This window comes from Rhodococcus aerolatus (assembly GCF_054783215.1).
On the sequence record NZ_BAAGQZ010000036.1, the window covers coordinates 57264 to 74373 of the forward strand.

The window sequence follows — 17110 nt, forward strand, 5'->3', positions numbered from 1 at the left end:
AGGCCCTGCCATGATCGACACCGACCACATCGTCCTCGAGAAGGACGGCGACGTCGCCCGGGTGTGGCTCAACCGCCCGCACAAGAAGAACGCCGTCACCGTCGAGCTGCTGCACCGCCTCGACGAGATCATCGTCGAGGTCGACGAGGACCCGGACCTGAAGGTGCTGGTGCTCCGCGGCCGGGGCGGCACCTTCTGCTCGGGCTTCGACCTCGACGAGCTGTTGGCCAACTACGTCGGCAGCACCATGGCCATGGAGGTCGCGATCCTCTCGGCCAAGGTCTGCGACCGGCTGTACTCCATGAAGACCCCGTCGGTCGCCGTGCTCGAGGGCTACGTCACCGCCGGCGGCTTCGAGCTGATGATCTCCTGCGACTTCGCCGTCGCGGCCGACGACGCCAAGATCGGCGACTTCCACATCCGGCGCGCCCTCTTCGGCGGCGCGGGCCCGATCTACCGGCTGCCCCGCATGATCGGCATCCGCAAGACCAAGGAGCTCATGCTCACCGGCAAGCTGCTCTCCGGCACCGAGGCCAAGGCGTTCGACCTCATCAACGACAGCGCGCCCGCGGCCGAGCTCGACCAGTGCGTCGCCGACTTCATCGCCCCGCTGGTCGACAAGAGCCCGTTCATGATGCGGCTCACCAAGATGACGATCGACCGCGGCCTCGACGCGGACATCCAGTCGCTGATGGTCATGGAGCACCTCGCGGTGGGCAACGCGCTGCAGTCCGAGGACGGCCGCGAGGGTGTCTCGGCCTTCCTGGAGAAGCGCGAGCCCAAGTGGGTCGGCCGCTAGGCAGGACCACCCCGACCGCACCGCTGACCAGGAGGACACCGTGGCCCCGACGACGGACCCGAGCCCGGACACGACCGACCCCGTGCTGCTCGGCAGCCGCTGCCCGGAGTGCGGCACCATCGCCTTCCCCGCAGCAACCACCTGCCAACGCTGCGGCACCCGGGTGGAGGGGACCGTCGAGCTCTCCCGGCGCGGCACCGTGTGGGCGCACACCGTGCAGCACTTCGCCCCGAAGTCACCGCCCTACGTCCCCCCCGCGGAGGGCTTCACGCCCTTCGCGGTGGGGTACGTCGAGCTGCCTGACGGCGTGCGGGTGCAGGCCCGGCTCGACGCCGGCGGTGGCGAGGACCTCTCCGACGCCGAGGTGGGCCTGGTCGAGGTCCTGCCGGTGCCGCGCTTCGCGACGGACCGCGCCCGGACCGGGGGCGCGTGATGGCGGACGTCTCCATCATCGGCGCCGGGCTGTCGCGCTTCGGCCGCCAGCCCGGGGTCACGGGCCGCCAGCTCGCGCTGCAGGCCGTCGGTGCGGCGCTGGACGACGCCAGGATCACCTGGCCCGACGTGCAGGTCGCCTTCGGCGGCAGCGACGGGTCCGGGCTCGCGGACACCCTGGTCAGCGACCTGGGCCTGACGGGCATCCCCTTCACCAACGTCAAGAACGGCTGCGCCACCGGCGGCAGCGCACTCGTCTCCGCCGTCAACGCGATCCGCTCCGGCGCGGCCGACGTCGCGCTGGCCGTCGGCTTCGACAAGCACCCGCGCGGTGCCTTCGACCCGCGGCCGGAGGACTGGGGCCTGGCCAGCGGGTACGGCGAGGCCGGGCTGATGGTCACCACCCAGTTCTTCGCCATCAAGATCGCGCGCTACATGCGCGAGCACGGCATCACCTCCGCCACGCTGGCCGCCGTGGCGGCCAAGGCGTACCGCAACGGGGCCCGCAACCCCAACGCGTGGCGCCGCGAGGCCGTCGCCGCCGCCGACATCGCCGCCGCGGCCATGGTGAACGACCCGCTGACCCGCCTCATGTTCTGCTCGCCCGGTGAGGGTGGTGCGGCCATCGTGGTCGCGAGCCCCGCCGCCGTCCGGCGCCTCGGGGGACGGCCCGTGGGGCTGCTGTCCGTCGCCGCGCGCACCCGGGGGTTCGGCTCGTTCGAGGTGTTCGCACCCGCGATCCAGGGCAGCGGCGCGCCGTCCAGCGTCAGCGCCGACACCGCCCGCGCCGCGTTCGAGGCGGCAGGCGTCGGGCCCGACGACGTCGCGGTCGCGCAGCTGCAGGACACCGAGAGCGGCGCGGAGGTCATGCACATGGCCGAGTGCGGCTTCTGCGAGCACGGTGAGCAGGAGGACCTCGTCGCCCGTGGGGTCACCGAGATCGACGGCGCGCTGCCCGTCAACACCGACGGCGGGTGCATCGCCAACGGCGAGCCCATCGGCGCCTCCGGGCTGCGCCAGGTCCACGAGATCGTCACCCAGCTGCGCGGCGAGGCCGGCGACCGGCAGGTGCCGGGCGACCCGCGGGTCGGCTTCACCCACGTCTACGGCGCCCCCGGCGTCAGCGCCTGCACCGTCCTGGCGCGTTGAGGAGCACCGTGACCACCACCCTTCCCGACCTCGCCGAGTTCACCCGGGACGCCCGCGAGTGGCTCGCGGGCGTCGCTCCCCGCCGCGAGCACGGCGACTGGGGCACCGGCTCGGACTCCGTGGCGGTGTTCGAGAGCTGGACCCCGGAGCAGGAGCGCGCCGAGACCGACCGCACCCGCGCCTACGAGCAGGCCCGCTTCGACGCCGGTTGGGGCCCGTTGACCTGGCCGGAGGAGCAGGGCGGACGGGGCCTGCCCGTCTCCTACGCGCTGGCCTTCCGCCGCGCCGAGGCGGAGTTCGCCGTGCCGCGGCGCACCGAGATGTTCCCCGTCACCCAGCAGCTGGTCGCCCCCACCGTGGCGCGGTGGGGCACGCCGGAGCAGAAGGACCGCTACCTGCGGGCGATGCTGCGCACCGACGTCATCGCGTGCCAGCTGTTCTCCGAGACCGAGGCGGGCTCCGACCTGGCCGCGGTCCGGACCCGCGCCGTGCGCGACGGGGACGGCTGGCGCATCACCGGGCACAAGGTGTGGACGTCCGGCGCCCTGGTCGCCGACGTCGGGATCGCCGTGTGCCGCACCGACCCCAGCGCCCCCAAGCACGCCGGGCTGACGGTCTTCCTCGTCCCCATGGACGCCCCCGGCATCGAGGTGCGGCCCATCCGCCAGATGACGGGCGGCAGCTCCTTCAACGAGGTCTACCTCGACGACGTGGCCGTGGGCGACGACTGCCGCCTCGGCCCCGAGGGCCAGGGGTGGAAGGTGGCGCTGACCGTGCTCGCCTCCGAGCGGCTGGACTCGGGAAACCTGGGCCTGGAGAACGCCGACCAGGCCGTCGAGCTGGCACGGCACCGCGCCGACGGGCTCACCGAGATCGACCGGGACCGTGTCGCCGACCTGGTCACCCGCAGCTACGTCCAGCGCGTCGCCGGGATGCGGGTCGCCGCGGCCGTCGTCGCCGGCAAGGACCCCGGCCCCGAGGCGTCGGTGGGCAAGCTGCTGGCCACCGACACCATGGCCCGCACGTCGGAGGTGGTCCGGTCGCTGCTCGGCCCCGACCTGACCGTGCACTCCGACCAGTGGGGCACCTGGGCCTGGACCGAGCACGTCCTCGGCGCCCCCGGGTACCGCATCGCCGGGGGCAGCGACGAGATCCAGCGCAACATCCTCGCCGAGCGCGTGCTCGGCCTGCCGCGGGAGCCCCGCTCGTGAGCGCGCCCCAGCCGGCCACCCAGCCCCCGGCACCCCAGGACCCGACGCTGCGCGACCGCCTCGCCGAGGTGCTGCGCGACGCCGGCACCCCGGGCGAGGTGGGACCGCTGGTGCCGCTGACCGGCGGGCACTCCGGCCTGACCTACCGCGTCGCGGTCGGCGACGAGGCCGTCGTCGTCAAGGCCGTGCCGCCGGGGCAGCGCTCCGTCGGCCGCCACGACGTGCTCCGCCAGGCCACCGTCATGCGCTCCCTCGCCGGGACCGGGGTGCCGGTGCCCCGCCTGCTGGCCAGCGACGACCGCGAGCCCGCCTGGTACGCGGTGGAGTTCGTGACCGGGGAGTCCCTGGAGCCGGTGCTCGACGACCCCGCGGTGGAGCCGGACCTGGCCGCGCAGCGGATGCGCCGCGCCGCCGACGTGCTGCCGACGCTGCACGCCGTGGACCCGGGCCGCCTGCCCGACGCCGGGCCCGTGCTGACCCCGGCCGACGAGCTCGCGCGCTGGGCCCGCACGATGGGCGCCGTCCCGCCCGAGCTCGTGCCCGGCGCGGCGGCGCTGCAGGCGCGCCTCGGTGGGCGGGTCCCCGAGGCGGTGGACCCGGTGCTGGTGCACGGCGACTACCGGCTGGGCAACCTCATCTGCGCCGGCACCGAGCCCCGCGCCGTCATCGACTGGGAGATCTGGAGCGTCGGCGACCCCCGCGTCGAGCTGGGGTGGTTCCTCGTGTTCGCCGACGGGGACAACTTCCCGGGCGTCGGCCGAGCCGTTCCCGGCCTGCCCCCGGCCGGCGAGCTGCTCGAGCGCTACGGGCCGTGCCTGCCCGAGCAGCCCTGGTTCAACGCCCTCGGGCGGTTCAAGATGGCCGCCATCATGGGCCACAACCTGCGGCGCCACCGCGAGGGCCGCCACCACGACCCGGACCAGGAACGACTGCCCGACACCATCACCCGTCTCATCGCCACCGGGCTCGACCAGCTCGCCTGACCGCCCGGCACCGGCCCCAGAGAGGACCCCGTGGACTTCACCTACTCCGCAACGACCACCGAGCTGCTGGCGCGGCTGCAGTCCTTCATGGACACCCACGTCTACCCCGCCGAGGCGGTGTACGACGCGCAGGTCGAGGCGGCGAGCAACCCGCACCAGCAGCCCCAGGTCATGCGCGACCTGCAGGCCACCGCGCGCGAGCAGGGCCTGTGGAACCTGTTCATGACCCACGGGGGCTGGGGGGCGGGACTGTCCAACCTGGAGTACGCCCCGCTCGCCGAGCTGGTGGGCCGCTCCATCCTGGGCAACGAGGCCATCAACTGCTCCGCCCCGGACACCGGCAACATGGAGATCCTGGCCATGTACGGCACCCCGGAGCAGCAGGACCGCTGGTTGCGCCCGCTGCTGGCCGGGACCATCCGCTCCGCGTTCGCGATGACCGAGCCCGACGTGGCCAGCTCCGACGCGCGCAACATCGCCTCCACCATCCGACGCGAGGGAGACGAGTACGTCCTCAACGGCCGCAAGTGGTACGCCTCCGGCGTGCTGGACCCCGACTGCGCGCTCATCATCTTCATGGGCAAGTCCGATCCCGACGGCCCGACCTACCGCCAGCAGAGCATGGTCCTGGTGCCCGCCGGCGCCCCCGGCATCGAGGTGCTCCGCGACCTGCCGATGTTCGGCTACCGGGACCGGCTCGGGCACGGCGAGGTCCAGTTCACCGACGTCCGCGTGCCGGTGGGCAACGTGCTCGGCGAGGAGGGCGGCGGGTTCGCCATCGCCCAGGGCCGGCTGGGCCCGGGACGCATGCACTACGCGATGCGCGCCATCGGGTTCGCCGAGCGCGCGCTGCAGCTGATGTGCGAACGGGCCTCCACCCGGCAGGCGTTCGGCGAGCCGCTGGCGCGCCGCGGGGTGGTGCGGGAGTGGATCGCGCGCAGCCGCATGGAGATCGACCAGATCCGGCTGCTCACGCTCAAGGCCGCCTGGCTCATGGACACCCACGGCAACGCCGCCGCCCGCTCGGAGGTCGCGGCCATCAAGGTCGCCGCCATGGAGACCGCGCACCAGGTGGTCGACCGCGCCGTGCAGACCTTCGGGGCGCGCGGGGTCAGCGGGGACACGGTGCTCTCCCGGCTCTACGCCATCACCCGCGCGCTGCAGATCGCCGACGGGCCGACCGAGGTGCACCTGCGGACCATCGCCCGCCTCGAGCTCGCGGCGCAGGCGGAGCAGCCCCACGGCGGTGGCCTCACGCCGCGCACGGCGGACCTCGCCGCGGCCGACCCCGTCCTGCCCGAGCCCGCCGACGTCATGCCCGCTTCCGGGGCGGCGTCGTGAGCGCCGGGGAGCTGGCGGGCAAGGTCGCCCTGGTCACCGGGTCCACCCGCGGCCTGGGCCGGGCCATCGCCGAGGCGCTCGCGCGCGACGGTGCCACCGTGCTCGTCTCGAGCCGCAAGGCCGACGCCTGCGCCGCGGTGGCGGCCGAGCTCGCCGCCGCGACGGGCGCCGCGGTGCACCCGCTGCCGCTGCACGTCGGCGACTGGGACGCCATCGAGCCCGCGGTGGACGGCGTGGTCGCCCAGCACGGCCGGCTCGACGTCGTCGTCAACAACGCGGGCATCGCCCCGCTCGCCCCCCGCCTGCTCGACGTCTCCCGGGCGCTGTTCGCCAAGACGATCGAGGTCGACCTGGCCGGCCCGTTCCGCCTGATGGCCGTGGCCGGCGCGCACATGGTCACCGCCGGGGGCGGGTCCATCGTGAACATCTCGAGCATCGGTGCCGAGCGGCCCAGCCCCCAGGAGGCGGTGTACGCGGCAGCCAAGAACGGCCTCAACGCCCTGACCCGGGCCTTCGCCCAGGAGTACGCCCCGACCGTGCGGGTCAACTGCGTCATGCCCGGCGCGTTCGCCACCGACATGGCCGCGGACTGGGACGAGGAGTTCCTCGGCAAGGTCCTCGACCGGCTGCCCGCCGGCCGGCTGGGCGACCCCGCGGAGGTGGCGGACCTCGTGTGCCACCTGGCCTCCGACCGCTCGGGGTACACCACCGGCGCGCTGTTCCCCGTCGACGGCGGCCGGACCGCGGTGTACTGATGCCGACCCCCGCCGAGCTCTTCGACCTGACCGGACGGGTCGCGATCGTCACCGGTGCCTCCTCGGGCCTCGGGGAGGGGTTCGCCCGCACCCTGGCCGCCGCCGGCGCGACCGTCCTGGCCGCCGCCCGCCGGACCGACCGACTCGCCGCCCTGGCCGCCGAGGTGCCCGGCGTCGTGCCCGTCGAGTGCGACGTCACGGTGGCGCAGGACCGCGCGCGGCTCGTCGCCCGAGCGCTCGAGGCAGGACCGGGCATCGCCGTGCTGGTCAACAACGCGGGCCGGCCGGGGCCGCCCGCCGCCGAGTCCGACACCCCCGAGGTGTTCGACTCGCTGCTCGCGGTGAACCTGGCCGCGGGGTTCCACCTCGCCGTCGCCGTCGCCGCCACGGTGCCCGAGGGCCGCGGGCTCTCCGTGGTCAACGTGTCCTCCGTCGTCGGGCTGGTCTCCACGGCCCCCATCGGCGGGGCCAGCTACGCCGCGTCCAAGGCCGGGGTGCTCGGGCTGACCCGGGAGCTCGCGGGCCAGTGGGGCCGGCGCGGCATCCGCGTCAACGCCGTGGTCCCCGGCTGGTTCGACACCGAGATGACCGACGGGCTGTTCACCGACGAGAAGTCCGCGGGCTGGGTCCGGCGGGGCACCATGCTCGGCCGCGGCGGAGCGCCCGGCGAGGTCGACGGCGCCGTGCTCTTCCTCGCCTCCGACGCCGCCAGCTACGTCACCGGCCACACCCTCGTGGTCGACGGCGGCTGGACCGCACGGTGAGCACCCCCGCCGGGCTGCCGGACACCATGCGCGCGGTGCGGCTGACCGCCTGGGGCGCACCGCCCGAGCTCGTCGAGGTCCCGGTGCCCTCCCCCGGCCCGGGGGAGGTGCTGCTGGCCGTGCGCGCCGCCGGGCTCTGCCACTCCGACCTGCACGTCGCCGACGCCGCGCCCGGTGCGCTGCCGTACCCGCTGCCGTTCACCCTGGGCCACGAGGTCGCCGGCACGGTCGTCGCCGCCGGGCCCGACGTGGCGCCGGGGTGGGTCGGCACCACCTGCGCCGTGCACGGCATCTGGTCGTGCGGGGCCTGCCGGAGCTGCCGGCGCGGCCGGGACAACGACTGCGCCCACCTCACCGGCCCGATCGGCTGCGGCCTGGGCCGCGACGGCGGGCTGGCCGACTACGTCCTCGTGCCCGCGGTCCGCCACCTCGTGCGCCTCGATGGCCTCGACCCGGTGCAGGCCGCGCCGCTCGCCGACGCCGGGCTGACCGCGCTGCACGCCGTGGGCACCGCCCGGGAGGTGCTCGACGCCGACGCGGTGGTGGTGGTCCTGGGCGTGGGCGGCGTGGGGCACCTGGCCCTGCAGGTCGTCCGTGCGACCTCCGGGGCGCGCACCGTCGCCGTGGACACCGACCCGGGGGCACGCGAGCTGGCCCGCCGCCTCGGCGCGGACGCCGTCACCGGCGACCTGGCCGAGGTGGCGGGGCTCGTCCGCGGGCTGGGTGCGGGCGAGCCCGGCGCGGAGGCGGTGCTCGACCTCGTCGGCGCCCCGGCCACGGTGTCCGCGGGAGCGGGCTGGCTGCGCCGGGGCGGGGTGCTGACCGTCGTCGGCAGCGCCGGGGGCGAGCTGGCCGTCGGCAAGGGCGGGCAGCTGGCGCCGGGCTGGACCGTGACGGCGCCGTTCTGGGGCCGCCGCGACGAGCTGCCCGTCGTGCTCGACCTGGCCCGGTCCGGGGCCGTCGCCGTCGAGACCGAGACGGTGGGCCTGAGTGACGTCGTCGCGGCCTACGCGCGGCTGCGCGCGGGCGGGGTACGGGGCCGGCTGGTCGTCGAGCCCGGCCGGGATGCTTGATCTGCCCGCTCGTGGGCGTTAACTTGAATTCAGTTTGAGACAAGGGAAGAGGCGGTCCATGCAGGTCCTCGCGGCCGAGTTCGCGCAGCGCGCGGCAGGCAGCCCTGCTTCGGTGGCGGTGCTCGACGCCACCGGCGTGCACACCACCGCCGAGGTCCAGGCGGGCGCCGACGCGCTCGCGGGCCTGCTCGGCGCACGGGTCGACGGGCCGCCGACCCTGCTGGTCCAGGCGGACAACACCTGGCGCACGCTGACCGCGGCACTGGCGGTCGGGGCCCGGGGCGGTGTCGTCGTCGTCATCAGCGCGCACGCGACCGCGGCGGAGCTCGCGCTGGCCCTGGAGGACGTCGAGCCCGACGCCGTCCTCGCCGCGCCGGAGGTGCTCGACGCCTGGGGCATCCGCGGTGCGGTGTTCCCGCACCACGACCCGGCGCTCGCCGGGTGGGACCTGCTGAGCCGGGGGACCCCGCCCCGGGACCTCGCCCGCTGGGCGGGCGGCGCCGCGGTGGCCATGACCTCGGGCTCCACGGGCCGGCCCAAGTGCGTCGTGCAGTCCGAGGCGGCCCTGCGCTACGCGGGCCGCGCCACCGTCGAGGCCGTCGGGCTGGCCCCCGGCGATGCGGTCGGCGCGTTCGTGCCACTGTCCTCGGTGGCCGCCTTCTGCTTCGGCCTCTACCTGCCGGCGATGCTCGGCGGACCCCAGGTGTGCCTGGACGGCTGGAAGCCGGCGGAGGCCCTGCAGCTCGCCCACGAGCACGAGGTGCGCTGGACCATGCTCGTCCCCACCATGGCCCTGCAGCTCTCGCTGGTCCCCGGCTCGGCCGGCAGCCTCGAGGCGATGACCGCCATGACGGTCGGCGGTGGGCCGATGAACGCGGGTGCGCTGGAGCGCGCGGAGCAGGCCCTGGGCACCCGGTTCCTCCGGGTCTACGGCATGTCGGAGTGCCTCGGGCACACGACGTCCCGGCCCGGTGACCCCGCTGCGACCCGGGTCGGCACGGACGGCCGGCCGTTCCCCGGCACCGACTTCCGCGTCGTCCAGGAGGCCGACGAGGCCGTGGGCGTGGGCACGACCGGCCGGGCGCAGGTGCGGGGGCCCTCGCTGTTCGTCGGCTACGCCCGCCACGGCGTCGCCCAGCCGCCCGTGCTCACCGCGGACGGGTTCCTCCCCACCGGGGACCTCGCACGGGTCGACGCCGACGGCACCATCACCATCCTGGGCCGCGAGAAGCAGGTGATCATCCGCGGCGGGCGCAACATCGACGTCAACGAGGTGGAGTCGGCGCTCGCCCGCATGACCCCGGTGGCCCAGGTCTGCGTGGTCCCCGTGCCCGACGAGATGCTCGGCGAGCGGGCGGCGGCGCTGGTCGTCTCACCGGACCGGGCGCTGACCCTCGACGACGTCCGCGAGCACCTCGCCGCGGAGGGCCTGGCCAAGTTCAAGTGGCCGGAGTTCGTCCACGTCGTCCCCGACCTCCCACATAATCGGGTGGGCAAGCTCTCCCGGCCGGCCGCCGCCGCCCTGGCGACGAGCCTGGCCTCGAGCGAGGACGGATGACATGACCAAGACCGCGCCGGACCAGCGCACCGCCGAGCCCGCCGCCGCGCACACCGTGCCCAAGCTGGGTTCCCGCTCCAAGCGTCACCTCATCCTCGAGGCCGCGGTGGACACCTTCGGAGCGCACGGCTACGAGCTCACCAAGTGGTCCTCCATCTCCGACCAGGTCGGCATCGGCCAGACCGCGCTCTACCACTACTTCGAGTCCAAGGCGCACTGCCTGCTGACCATCCTCAGCACCGAGCTGGAGCAGTCCCTGGCCCGGGTCCGCAGCGCCACGGCCGGCCTGGCGGGGGCGGAGGCGCTGCGCGCCGCCGTGGCCAGCGCGTACGACGTGGACCCGCGCGAGGCGCTGTCGGCCCGGATCCTGCTCAGCCACATGGACCTCCTGCAGTCCCCCCGGCACTCGGAGCGGGAGGAGACCGAGCGGCAGCGGGCCCGCGTCCTCGTCCGGGAGATCGAGGACGAGTGGTCGTCGATCATCCAGCGCGGCATGGCTTCCGGCGACTTCGTCGAGCGCGACGCCCGCCAGACCAGCCTCGCCGTGCTCGCCGTCGTCAACAGCGTCTGGCGGTCCTACCGGCCTGACGGCTCCCGCTCCCTGACCGACATCACCGACTTCGTCGCCGGCGCCTGCCTGCGGCTCGTGGGGCCCTGACCCCACCCCGGCCCGGGCACCCCCCGGCGAGGGGACGACCCGAGAGGACCACCATGTTCAACCTGATCGTCCTGGCCGCCCGCCCGCGGGACTGGACGCACGAGCAGTTCGTCGACTGGTGGCGCGGCGAGCACGCCGAGCCGACCTACCGGCTGCCCGGGCTGCGGCGGTGGACCCACACCGAGATCACCGGCGCGATGGGCGAGAAGTCGGAGGGCTGGGACGGGCTGTCCGTGCTCGGCTTCGACAGCCAGGAGGCCCTCGACGCGGCCCTGGCGAGCCCGGAGTGGGCCGAGGCCGTCGCCAACGTCGGCGACATGCGGGGCCGCCGCATCGCGGTGGTGGGCGACGAGAGGGTCATGGTCGAGCAGGCGTGACCACGACGGTCGACTGGTCGGCCCCCGGCTGCCACGAGGTGGTGCCCGGGTGCCACCGCATCCCGCTGACCCTGCCGCAGGACGGCCTCCGCGCGGTCAACGTCTACGCCCTCGCCGCCGCCGACGGGCTCGTGCTCGTCGACGGCGGCTGGCGTGTCGACGGCGCCCTGGCCGAGCTCGCCGACGGCCTCGCACGCATCGGCCGGGGGCTCGCGGACGTCCGCCACGTCCTGGTCACCCACGTGCACCGCGACCACTACACCCTGGCGACCGCGCTGCGCCGCGAGCACGGCGCGCGGGTCTGGCTGGGCCGTCACGAGCGCGAGAACCTCGCCGCGGTGCGGGCGCTCGGCAGCAACGTGCCGACGACGTCGCTGCGCGAGCTGCACCGGGCCGGGCTCCCCGACCTCGCCGAGGCCGTGGCCGCCGCCACCGCCGACACCCCGTTCGACGTCGCGGACTGGGAAGCACCCGACGAGTGGCTCGTGGCCGGGCCCCTCGAGGTCGCGGGCCGGCGGCTGGAGGTGGTGCACACCCCCGGGCACACCCGGGGCCACGTGGTGCTGCACGACCTCGACGCCGGGGTCCTGTACTCGGGGGACCACGTCCTGCCGCGGATCACGCCCTCGGTCGGGTTCGAGCTCGACACCCACGACCTGCCCCTCGGGCAGTTCCTCGACTCCCTCGAGCTGCTGCTGTCGCGTCCGGACGCCCTGCTGGCGCCCGCCCACGGACACCCCGGGGCTGCGGTGCACCAGCGGGTGCGGGAGCTGCTCGAGCACCACCGGGAGCGGCTCGCGCAGGTGGGCGCGGCGCTCGTGGGCCACGCGGGCGGGGCGACCGGGGCGGTGGTGGCCCGCGCGCTGCCGTGGACCCGCCGCGCGACCCCGCTGCCCGAGCTCGACCACTTCAACCAGATGATCGCGGTCTGCGAGACCCTGGCCCACCTCGACCTGCTCGTCGCCCGCGGTGCGGCGACCAGCACGGGCGGGCTCGTCCCCCGCTTCAGCGCCGCCTAGGACGGCGGGTCACCGCGCGGTCCAGCCCCCGTCGACGTGGATCTCCGCGCCGGTCACGAAGCTGCTGTCGCCGGAGGCCAGGAACGCGACGGCCGCGGCCACCTCCGCGCCGGTGCCGAGCCGGCCCATCGGGGTCCCCTCCAGCATGGCCGCGTGGCGCTCGGAGCCGGCGAAGCGCTCCAGCAGCTGCGGGGTGCCGATGAACCCGGGGTGCAGCGAGTTCACCCGCACCCCGCGCGTGGCCCAGTGCAGCGCGGCGTTCTTGGTCATGGTGCGCACCGCGCCCTTGGCCGCCGCGTAGGCGACGCTCGTGCCCATCCCGCCGACGGTCCCCAGGATCGAGCAGATGTTGACCACGGAGCCGCCGCCGCTCCGCTCGACGAGCGATCCCGCGTGCTTCATGCCCAGCCAGGTGCCCGTCTGGTCGATTGCCACCACGCGCTCCCAGGTGCCGAGCTCCTCGGTGGTGACGTCCGCCAGGCTGCCGACGCCGGCGTTGTTGACGAGCACGTCGAGGCCCGCCCACTCCCGCTCGACGGTGGCGGCCACCTCCCGCCAGCCGTCCTCCTCCCGGACGTCGAGGACGGCCACGAGGTGGTCCGCCGGGCGCGCGAGCGACGCCACGAGCTCCTCGCACGCGCCCCGGTCGACGTCGGTGACGACGAGGCGGCCGCCCTCGTCCTCGACCCGCCGGCAGATCTCGCGCCCGAGACCGCCCGTCGACCCCGTCACGAGCACCCTCGCCCCGTCCAGCCGCCGCATCGCGTCTCCTCCACCCGGTGTCACGCCGGCGCGCCGGTCGCGCCACCGACGACAGTACCGAAGTGAACTCGTCTCAATTTGGGCTGACGACGGCCTTGCCCTTGTGGCCCCGGTCACCTACATTCGGCAGAACTGAACTCTGTTCATGCGTAGTCAGACGCACCGGGCAGGCCGTTCGGCCAAGACACAGTCGCGACGACCGACGGCGCGACACCGGAGGAAGAGGGCTGGGCTGATGCTGGGACGAACGACCGCAGGTCTGCGGGCGGCCACGGTGGCCGTCGCGGTGGCACTGGCCGCCGCGGCGTGTGGTGGCGGGGACTCCTCGAGCGCGAGCGCTCCCCCGTCGCTGGCCGAGGCCGCACCGGTCACCCCCGCCTTCCAGGCGGTCATCGACGCTGCCAAGCGCGAAGGATCCGTCACGATCTACTCGAGCCAGGGCGCTGACCTGCTCGGCGACCTGGGCAAGAAGTTCGAGGCCGCCTACGGCATCCCGGTGACGGTCAACCGCGACGTGGACGCGAACCTCGAGGCGAAGCTGGACGCGGAGTCCACGAGCAACCAGCCCACGGCCGACGTCGTCGCCCTCGCCGACGGCGCCTACGTCGCGAAGCGGGGACAGGCCGGCGCGTGGGCGCAGCCCGCCGGCCCCAACTTCGACGTGGCCGCCTACGACAAGGCGAAGAACCTGGACGCGGACGGCTCGTTCATCTCGAGCGCGGCCATGTACGTGATGGGGTGGAACACCCAGAACCTGCCCGGCGGCATCACGAGCTACCAGGACCTGCTCAAGCCGGAGCTGCAGGGGCACGTCGGGATCGTCGACCCCGCCGTCTCCACCGCCGTGGTCGACTTCTACGACTACGTCGGGCAGACCGCAGGGCCGAGCTTCCTCACCGAGCTGGCGGCGCAGAAGCCCCAGATCTTCGCGGGGGCGCTGCCGGCGGGCCAGGCCCTCACCTCCGGCCAGATCTGGGCGGCCATCGCGGTCCAGCCGCTGGTGGACGAGAAGGCCGACGGAGCGCCCGTCGACTTCCTGGTGCCGCGCCCGGCATGGGGCGCCCCCTTCCACACCGGCGTGCTGGCCGCAGCCCCGCACCCCAACGCCGCCCAGCTGCTCGCCGACTTCATGGTCTCGCCGCAGGGCCAGGCCGCCCTCGGTCGCAAGGCCGCGTCGGTGCTGCCCGACGTCGGTGCGGTGACGACCCTGTCCAACATCCGGCCCTTCGAGCCCGCGACGCTCGCCCCGGACCGCATCGCCGAGGTGCGCCAGCAGTTCAAGGCCCTGTTCCAGAGCTGACCCGTACCGGTCCAGCACCCGAGCACCGAGCCCAGGAGGGCACGCATGTCACGAGTCACGATCCGCGGGCTGCACAAGACCTTCGACGGGAAGCCGACGACGACCGCGATCGACACGCTCGACCTCGACATCGCCGAGGGGGAGTTCGTCGCCCTGCTCGGACCGAGCGGGTGTGGCAAGACGACCACGCTGCGCTGCGTCGCCGGACTGGAGCGCCCGGACGCCGGGTCGATCTCCATCGGGGGCGAGGACGTGTTCGACTCCGCGTCACGGGTCAACGTCCCGCCGGACCGCCGCAAGGCCGGGATGGTCTTCCAGGCCTACGCGCTGTGGCCCCACATGACGGTGCGCAAGAACCTCGAGTACCCGCTCAAGGCGCGCGGCCGGCGGGACCTGCTCAAGGCGGGACGGGTCGAGGAGGTCGCCCGGATGGTGGAGTGCGAGCACTTGCTCGACCGGCTGCCCGCGCAGCTCAGCGGCGGCCAGCAGCAGCGTGTCGCCCTCGCGCGGGCGCTCGCCGCCAAGCCCCAGGTGATCCTCTTCGACGAGCCGCTGTCCAACCTGGACGCCCGGCTGCGCGACCAGATGCGGACCGAGATCCACCGCATCCATCGGAGCCAGCCGTTCACGGCGATCTACGTGACCCACGACCAGTCCGAGGCCCTGGCCCTCGGCCAGCGCATCGCGATCATGCGGTCCGGTGCCCTCGAGCAGCTGGGGACGCCTGAGCAGATCTTCGAGGACCCGACCTCGGAGTACGTCGCCGGGTTCATCGGCATGTCGAACCGGCTGCCCGTCCACCGCTCCGACGACGGGTGGTCGACCGGGGCCATCGAGCTCGTGGGGGCGGTCGAGGGCCTGAGGTGGCCCGAGCACGCCGTGCTCAGGTTCAGCCCGAGGGACGGCCGGCTGGTCCCCGGCCGGGACCACCTGGCCGAGCACGAGGTCGGCCTTCCGGTGACGGTGGAGGACGCCGAGTTCGGCGGGCGGGACCGGCACTTCGTCCTCGACTCGCTCGGGACGAGCCTGCGGTCGACGGTGCCCCTCGAGGGGCCCGGGACGTGGACGCGGACCGTCGACCCGGGGGACCGCGTCCTGCTCGCGCTGGACCCGCAGCGCGTGGTCGTGTTCCCCGACGACACCGCACCGACCGGTGCCCCGGCGCCGGTGGCCGTCGGGGGCGCCGCGGCGGCGAGGACCACGGCGGTGAGGGCGTGAGCACACTGGCGGTCCGCGCGCCGGCCCGCGCGACCGGCCTGCGGGTCGACCGCCGCACCGCGCAGCGCGTCGTCGTCTCGACGGTCTTCCTGCTCGTCGTCGGCTACCTCGTGCTCGTCCCGCTGGTGCGCCTCGAGCTCATGGCCTTCTCCGGGACCGACGGCGGCGGCTTCGCCGAGGCCTTCACCCGGCAGGGCGTCGGTCGCACGATCACCTACACCATCGGCCTGGCCCTCGGGTCGCTCGTCATCGGCCTGGTCCTGGGCACCGCGCTGGCGTGGGCGTCGACCCGCCTGCCGCGGCGCCTGCGCTTCCTCAGCATCGTTCCGGTGCTGCCGATCGTGGTGCCCGCCATCGCATCGGTGGCTGGGTGGACCTTCCTGCTCGCGCCGGCGCCGGGGTACCTGAACGCCCTGCTGCGCAAGCTCCCCTGGTGGAGCGGCCTGACCGAGGGTCCGGTCAACATCTACTCGATGCCGTGGATCATCATCCTCACCGGCTTCGGGCTCACCTCCTTCGTCTACCTGTTCGTCCGCTCCGCCCTGGCGAACATCAACGCCGACTTCCTCGAGGCAGCCGCGGTGAGCGGGTCGTCCGGGCTCGGCATCTTCTTCAAGATCATCCTCCCCCTGCTGCGGCCGGCCCTGATCTACGGCGGCGGCGTCGCGCTGCTCCTCGGGCTGGGCCAGTTCACGGCGCCGCTGCTCCTGGGGACCAACCAGGGCATCACCGTGCTCACCACGGACATCTACAACCAGGTCCAGGCCACGCCGGTCCAGTACGGGACCGCCGCGGCGATCGGCACGCCGCTGCTCATCTTCGGCGTGATCGTGGTCGCGCTGCAGAAGGTGGGCCTGGGCAACGAGCGCCGCTTCGTCACCCACGGCGGCAAGGGCTTCCGCCCGGCGGACCGCTCCTCGGCCGGAGCTGCGGTCTTCATCGCCGCCTACGCGTTCGTGGCCATCGTGCTCCCGCTGCTCGGGCTGCTGGCCCTCTCGGGAACCCGCTACTGGAGCAGCAAGGTCGATCTCGGCAAGTGGTCGACGACGAACTTCGAGACGATCTTCAACGACCCGCGCACCGTCGGGGCCATCTCCAACAGCCTGGTGTACTCGATCGCCGCCGTGGTGATCGTGCTGCCCCTCGGCTACGCCGCCGCGTCGATCATCCTGCAGGGCAGGCAGTACCCGGTCGTCGGCCGGGTGCTGGACTTCGTGGTCGCGCTCCCGCTCGGGGTGTCGGCCGTCCTGTTCGGCGTCGGGTTCCTGGTCACCTACAGCCAGGGTCCCGCGGTCCTCTACGGGACGCCCTGGGTCATGATCCTGGTCTACGTCACGCTGATGATGCCGTTCGCGACCCGCATGCAGATGTCCGCGCTGCTGGCCCTCGGGCAGACGTACCAGGAGGCGTCGCGGATGAGCGGCGCCGGGCCCGCGCGCACCACGCTGCGCATCGTGCTGCCCCTGCTCAGGTCGAGCCTCGCCGGTGCCGCGGCGCTGGTCTTCGTGCTCCTCACCCACGAGTTCACCGCCTCGGTGCTGGTGCGGTCCATCCACACCGACGTGATGGGGACCGTGCTCTACGACTACTGGACGAACGGGAACTACTCGCTGGTCGCTGCCGTGGCGCTGGTCATGTCGGCGGTGACGACGGTCGGGGTGACGGTCGCCCTCGTGCTGGGCGGGTCCGAGTCCCTGGGCCGGCTGTAGGC

At 74.2% G+C, this 17110-nt stretch carries 17 protein-coding genes; 16 read left to right on the top strand and 1 reads right to left on the bottom strand.

Annotation, left to right across the window (positions count from 1 at the left end; translation table 11 throughout):
* Positions 1-10: 10 nt before the first annotated feature.
* From ACYVOF_RS13675 to ACYVOF_RS13735, 13 genes are read left to right on the top strand one after another with little or no spacing between them, the layout of a single operon-like run.
* Positions 11-799, top strand: a complete 789-nt coding sequence (locus ACYVOF_RS13675; protein ID WP_460867330.1) for an enoyl-CoA hydratase/isomerase family protein — start codon at positions 11-13, stop codon at positions 797-799.
* Positions 800-839: 40 nt separating this feature from the next.
* On the top strand, positions 840-1232 hold the full coding sequence (locus tag ACYVOF_RS13680) for a Zn-ribbon domain-containing OB-fold protein (RefSeq protein ID WP_460867332.1): 393 nt from the start codon (positions 840-842) through the stop codon (positions 1230-1232).
* Positions 1232-2380, top strand: coding sequence for a thiolase family protein (locus ACYVOF_RS13685; protein ID WP_460867433.1), 1149 nt, complete (start codon positions 1232-1234; stop codon positions 2378-2380). Before ACYVOF_RS13680 ends, ACYVOF_RS13685 begins: the two co-directional genes overlap by 1 nt.
* A gap of 8 nt (positions 2381-2388) precedes the next feature.
* A complete protein-coding gene (locus ACYVOF_RS13690; RefSeq protein ID WP_460867333.1) occupies positions 2389-3591 on the top strand; it encodes an acyl-CoA dehydrogenase family protein in 1203 nt (400 codons plus the stop codon).
* Positions 3588-4574: a phosphotransferase family protein gene (locus ACYVOF_RS13695; RefSeq protein WP_460867336.1), complete on the top strand. Its 987-nt coding sequence runs from the start codon at positions 3588-3590 to the stop codon at positions 4572-4574. Before ACYVOF_RS13690 ends, ACYVOF_RS13695 begins: the two co-directional genes overlap by 4 nt.
* A 30-nt stretch (positions 4575-4604) precedes the next feature.
* A complete protein-coding gene (locus ACYVOF_RS13700) occupies positions 4605-5915 on the top strand; it encodes an acyl-CoA dehydrogenase family protein (protein ID WP_460867338.1) in 1311 nt (436 codons plus the stop codon).
* Positions 5912-6670, top strand: a complete 759-nt coding sequence (locus tag ACYVOF_RS13705) for an SDR family NAD(P)-dependent oxidoreductase (protein ID WP_460867340.1) — start codon at positions 5912-5914, stop codon at positions 6668-6670. The genes ACYVOF_RS13700 and ACYVOF_RS13705 overlap by 4 nt, the downstream gene beginning before the upstream one ends.
* Positions 6670-7434, top strand: coding sequence for an SDR family NAD(P)-dependent oxidoreductase (locus ACYVOF_RS13710; protein WP_460867341.1), 765 nt, complete (start codon positions 6670-6672; stop codon positions 7432-7434). The genes ACYVOF_RS13705 and ACYVOF_RS13710 overlap by 1 nt, the downstream gene beginning before the upstream one ends.
* Complete coding sequence (locus ACYVOF_RS13715; protein WP_460867343.1) at positions 7431-8507, top strand: alcohol dehydrogenase catalytic domain-containing protein; 1077 nt, start codon at positions 7431-7433, stop codon at positions 8505-8507. The genes ACYVOF_RS13710 and ACYVOF_RS13715 overlap by 4 nt, the downstream gene beginning before the upstream one ends.
* Positions 8508-8565: 58 nt before the next feature.
* Positions 8566-10065: a class I adenylate-forming enzyme family protein gene (locus ACYVOF_RS13720; protein ID WP_460867345.1), complete on the top strand. Its 1500-nt coding sequence runs from the start codon at positions 8566-8568 to the stop codon at positions 10063-10065.
* A gap of 1 nt (position 10066) precedes the next feature.
* Positions 10067-10723 carry a TetR/AcrR family transcriptional regulator gene (locus tag ACYVOF_RS13725; protein WP_460867347.1) on the top strand — a complete coding sequence of 219 codons (657 nt, stop codon included), beginning with the start codon at positions 10067-10069 and terminating at the stop codon, positions 10721-10723.
* 53 nt (positions 10724-10776) lie between these two features.
* A complete protein-coding gene (locus ACYVOF_RS13730) occupies positions 10777-11100 on the top strand; it encodes an EthD family reductase (RefSeq protein WP_460867349.1) in 324 nt (107 codons plus the stop codon).
* A complete protein-coding gene (locus ACYVOF_RS13735; RefSeq protein ID WP_460867351.1) occupies positions 11097-12119 on the top strand; it encodes an MBL fold metallo-hydrolase in 1023 nt (340 codons plus the stop codon). Before ACYVOF_RS13730 ends, ACYVOF_RS13735 begins: the two co-directional genes overlap by 4 nt.
* A 9-nt stretch (positions 12120-12128) precedes the next feature.
* On the opposite strand, the gene ACYVOF_RS13740 is transcribed toward ACYVOF_RS13735, so the two are convergent.
* Complete coding sequence (locus ACYVOF_RS13740; RefSeq protein WP_460867353.1) at positions 12129-12881, bottom strand: SDR family NAD(P)-dependent oxidoreductase; 753 nt, start codon at positions 12879-12881, stop codon at positions 12129-12131.
* Positions 12882-13116: 235 nt separating this feature from the next.
* Here ACYVOF_RS13740 and ACYVOF_RS13745 point away from each other — a divergent pair, with 235 nt between their 5' ends.
* The 3 genes from ACYVOF_RS13745 to ACYVOF_RS13755 are packed head-to-tail and all read left to right on the top strand — an operon-like array spanning position 13117 to position 17108.
* On the top strand, positions 13117-14181 hold the full coding sequence (locus ACYVOF_RS13745; RefSeq protein ID WP_460867355.1) for an ABC transporter substrate-binding protein: 1065 nt from the start codon (positions 13117-13119) through the stop codon (positions 14179-14181).
* 45 nt (positions 14182-14226) lie between these two features.
* Positions 14227-15399, top strand: a complete 1173-nt coding sequence (locus ACYVOF_RS13750; protein ID WP_460867357.1) for an ABC transporter ATP-binding protein — start codon at positions 14227-14229, stop codon at positions 15397-15399.
* Positions 15396-17108: an ABC transporter permease gene (locus ACYVOF_RS13755; RefSeq protein ID WP_460867359.1), complete on the top strand. Its 1713-nt coding sequence runs from the start codon at positions 15396-15398 to the stop codon at positions 17106-17108. Before ACYVOF_RS13750 ends, ACYVOF_RS13755 begins: the two co-directional genes overlap by 4 nt.
* The last annotated feature ends 2 nt before the right edge of the window (positions 17109-17110 follow it).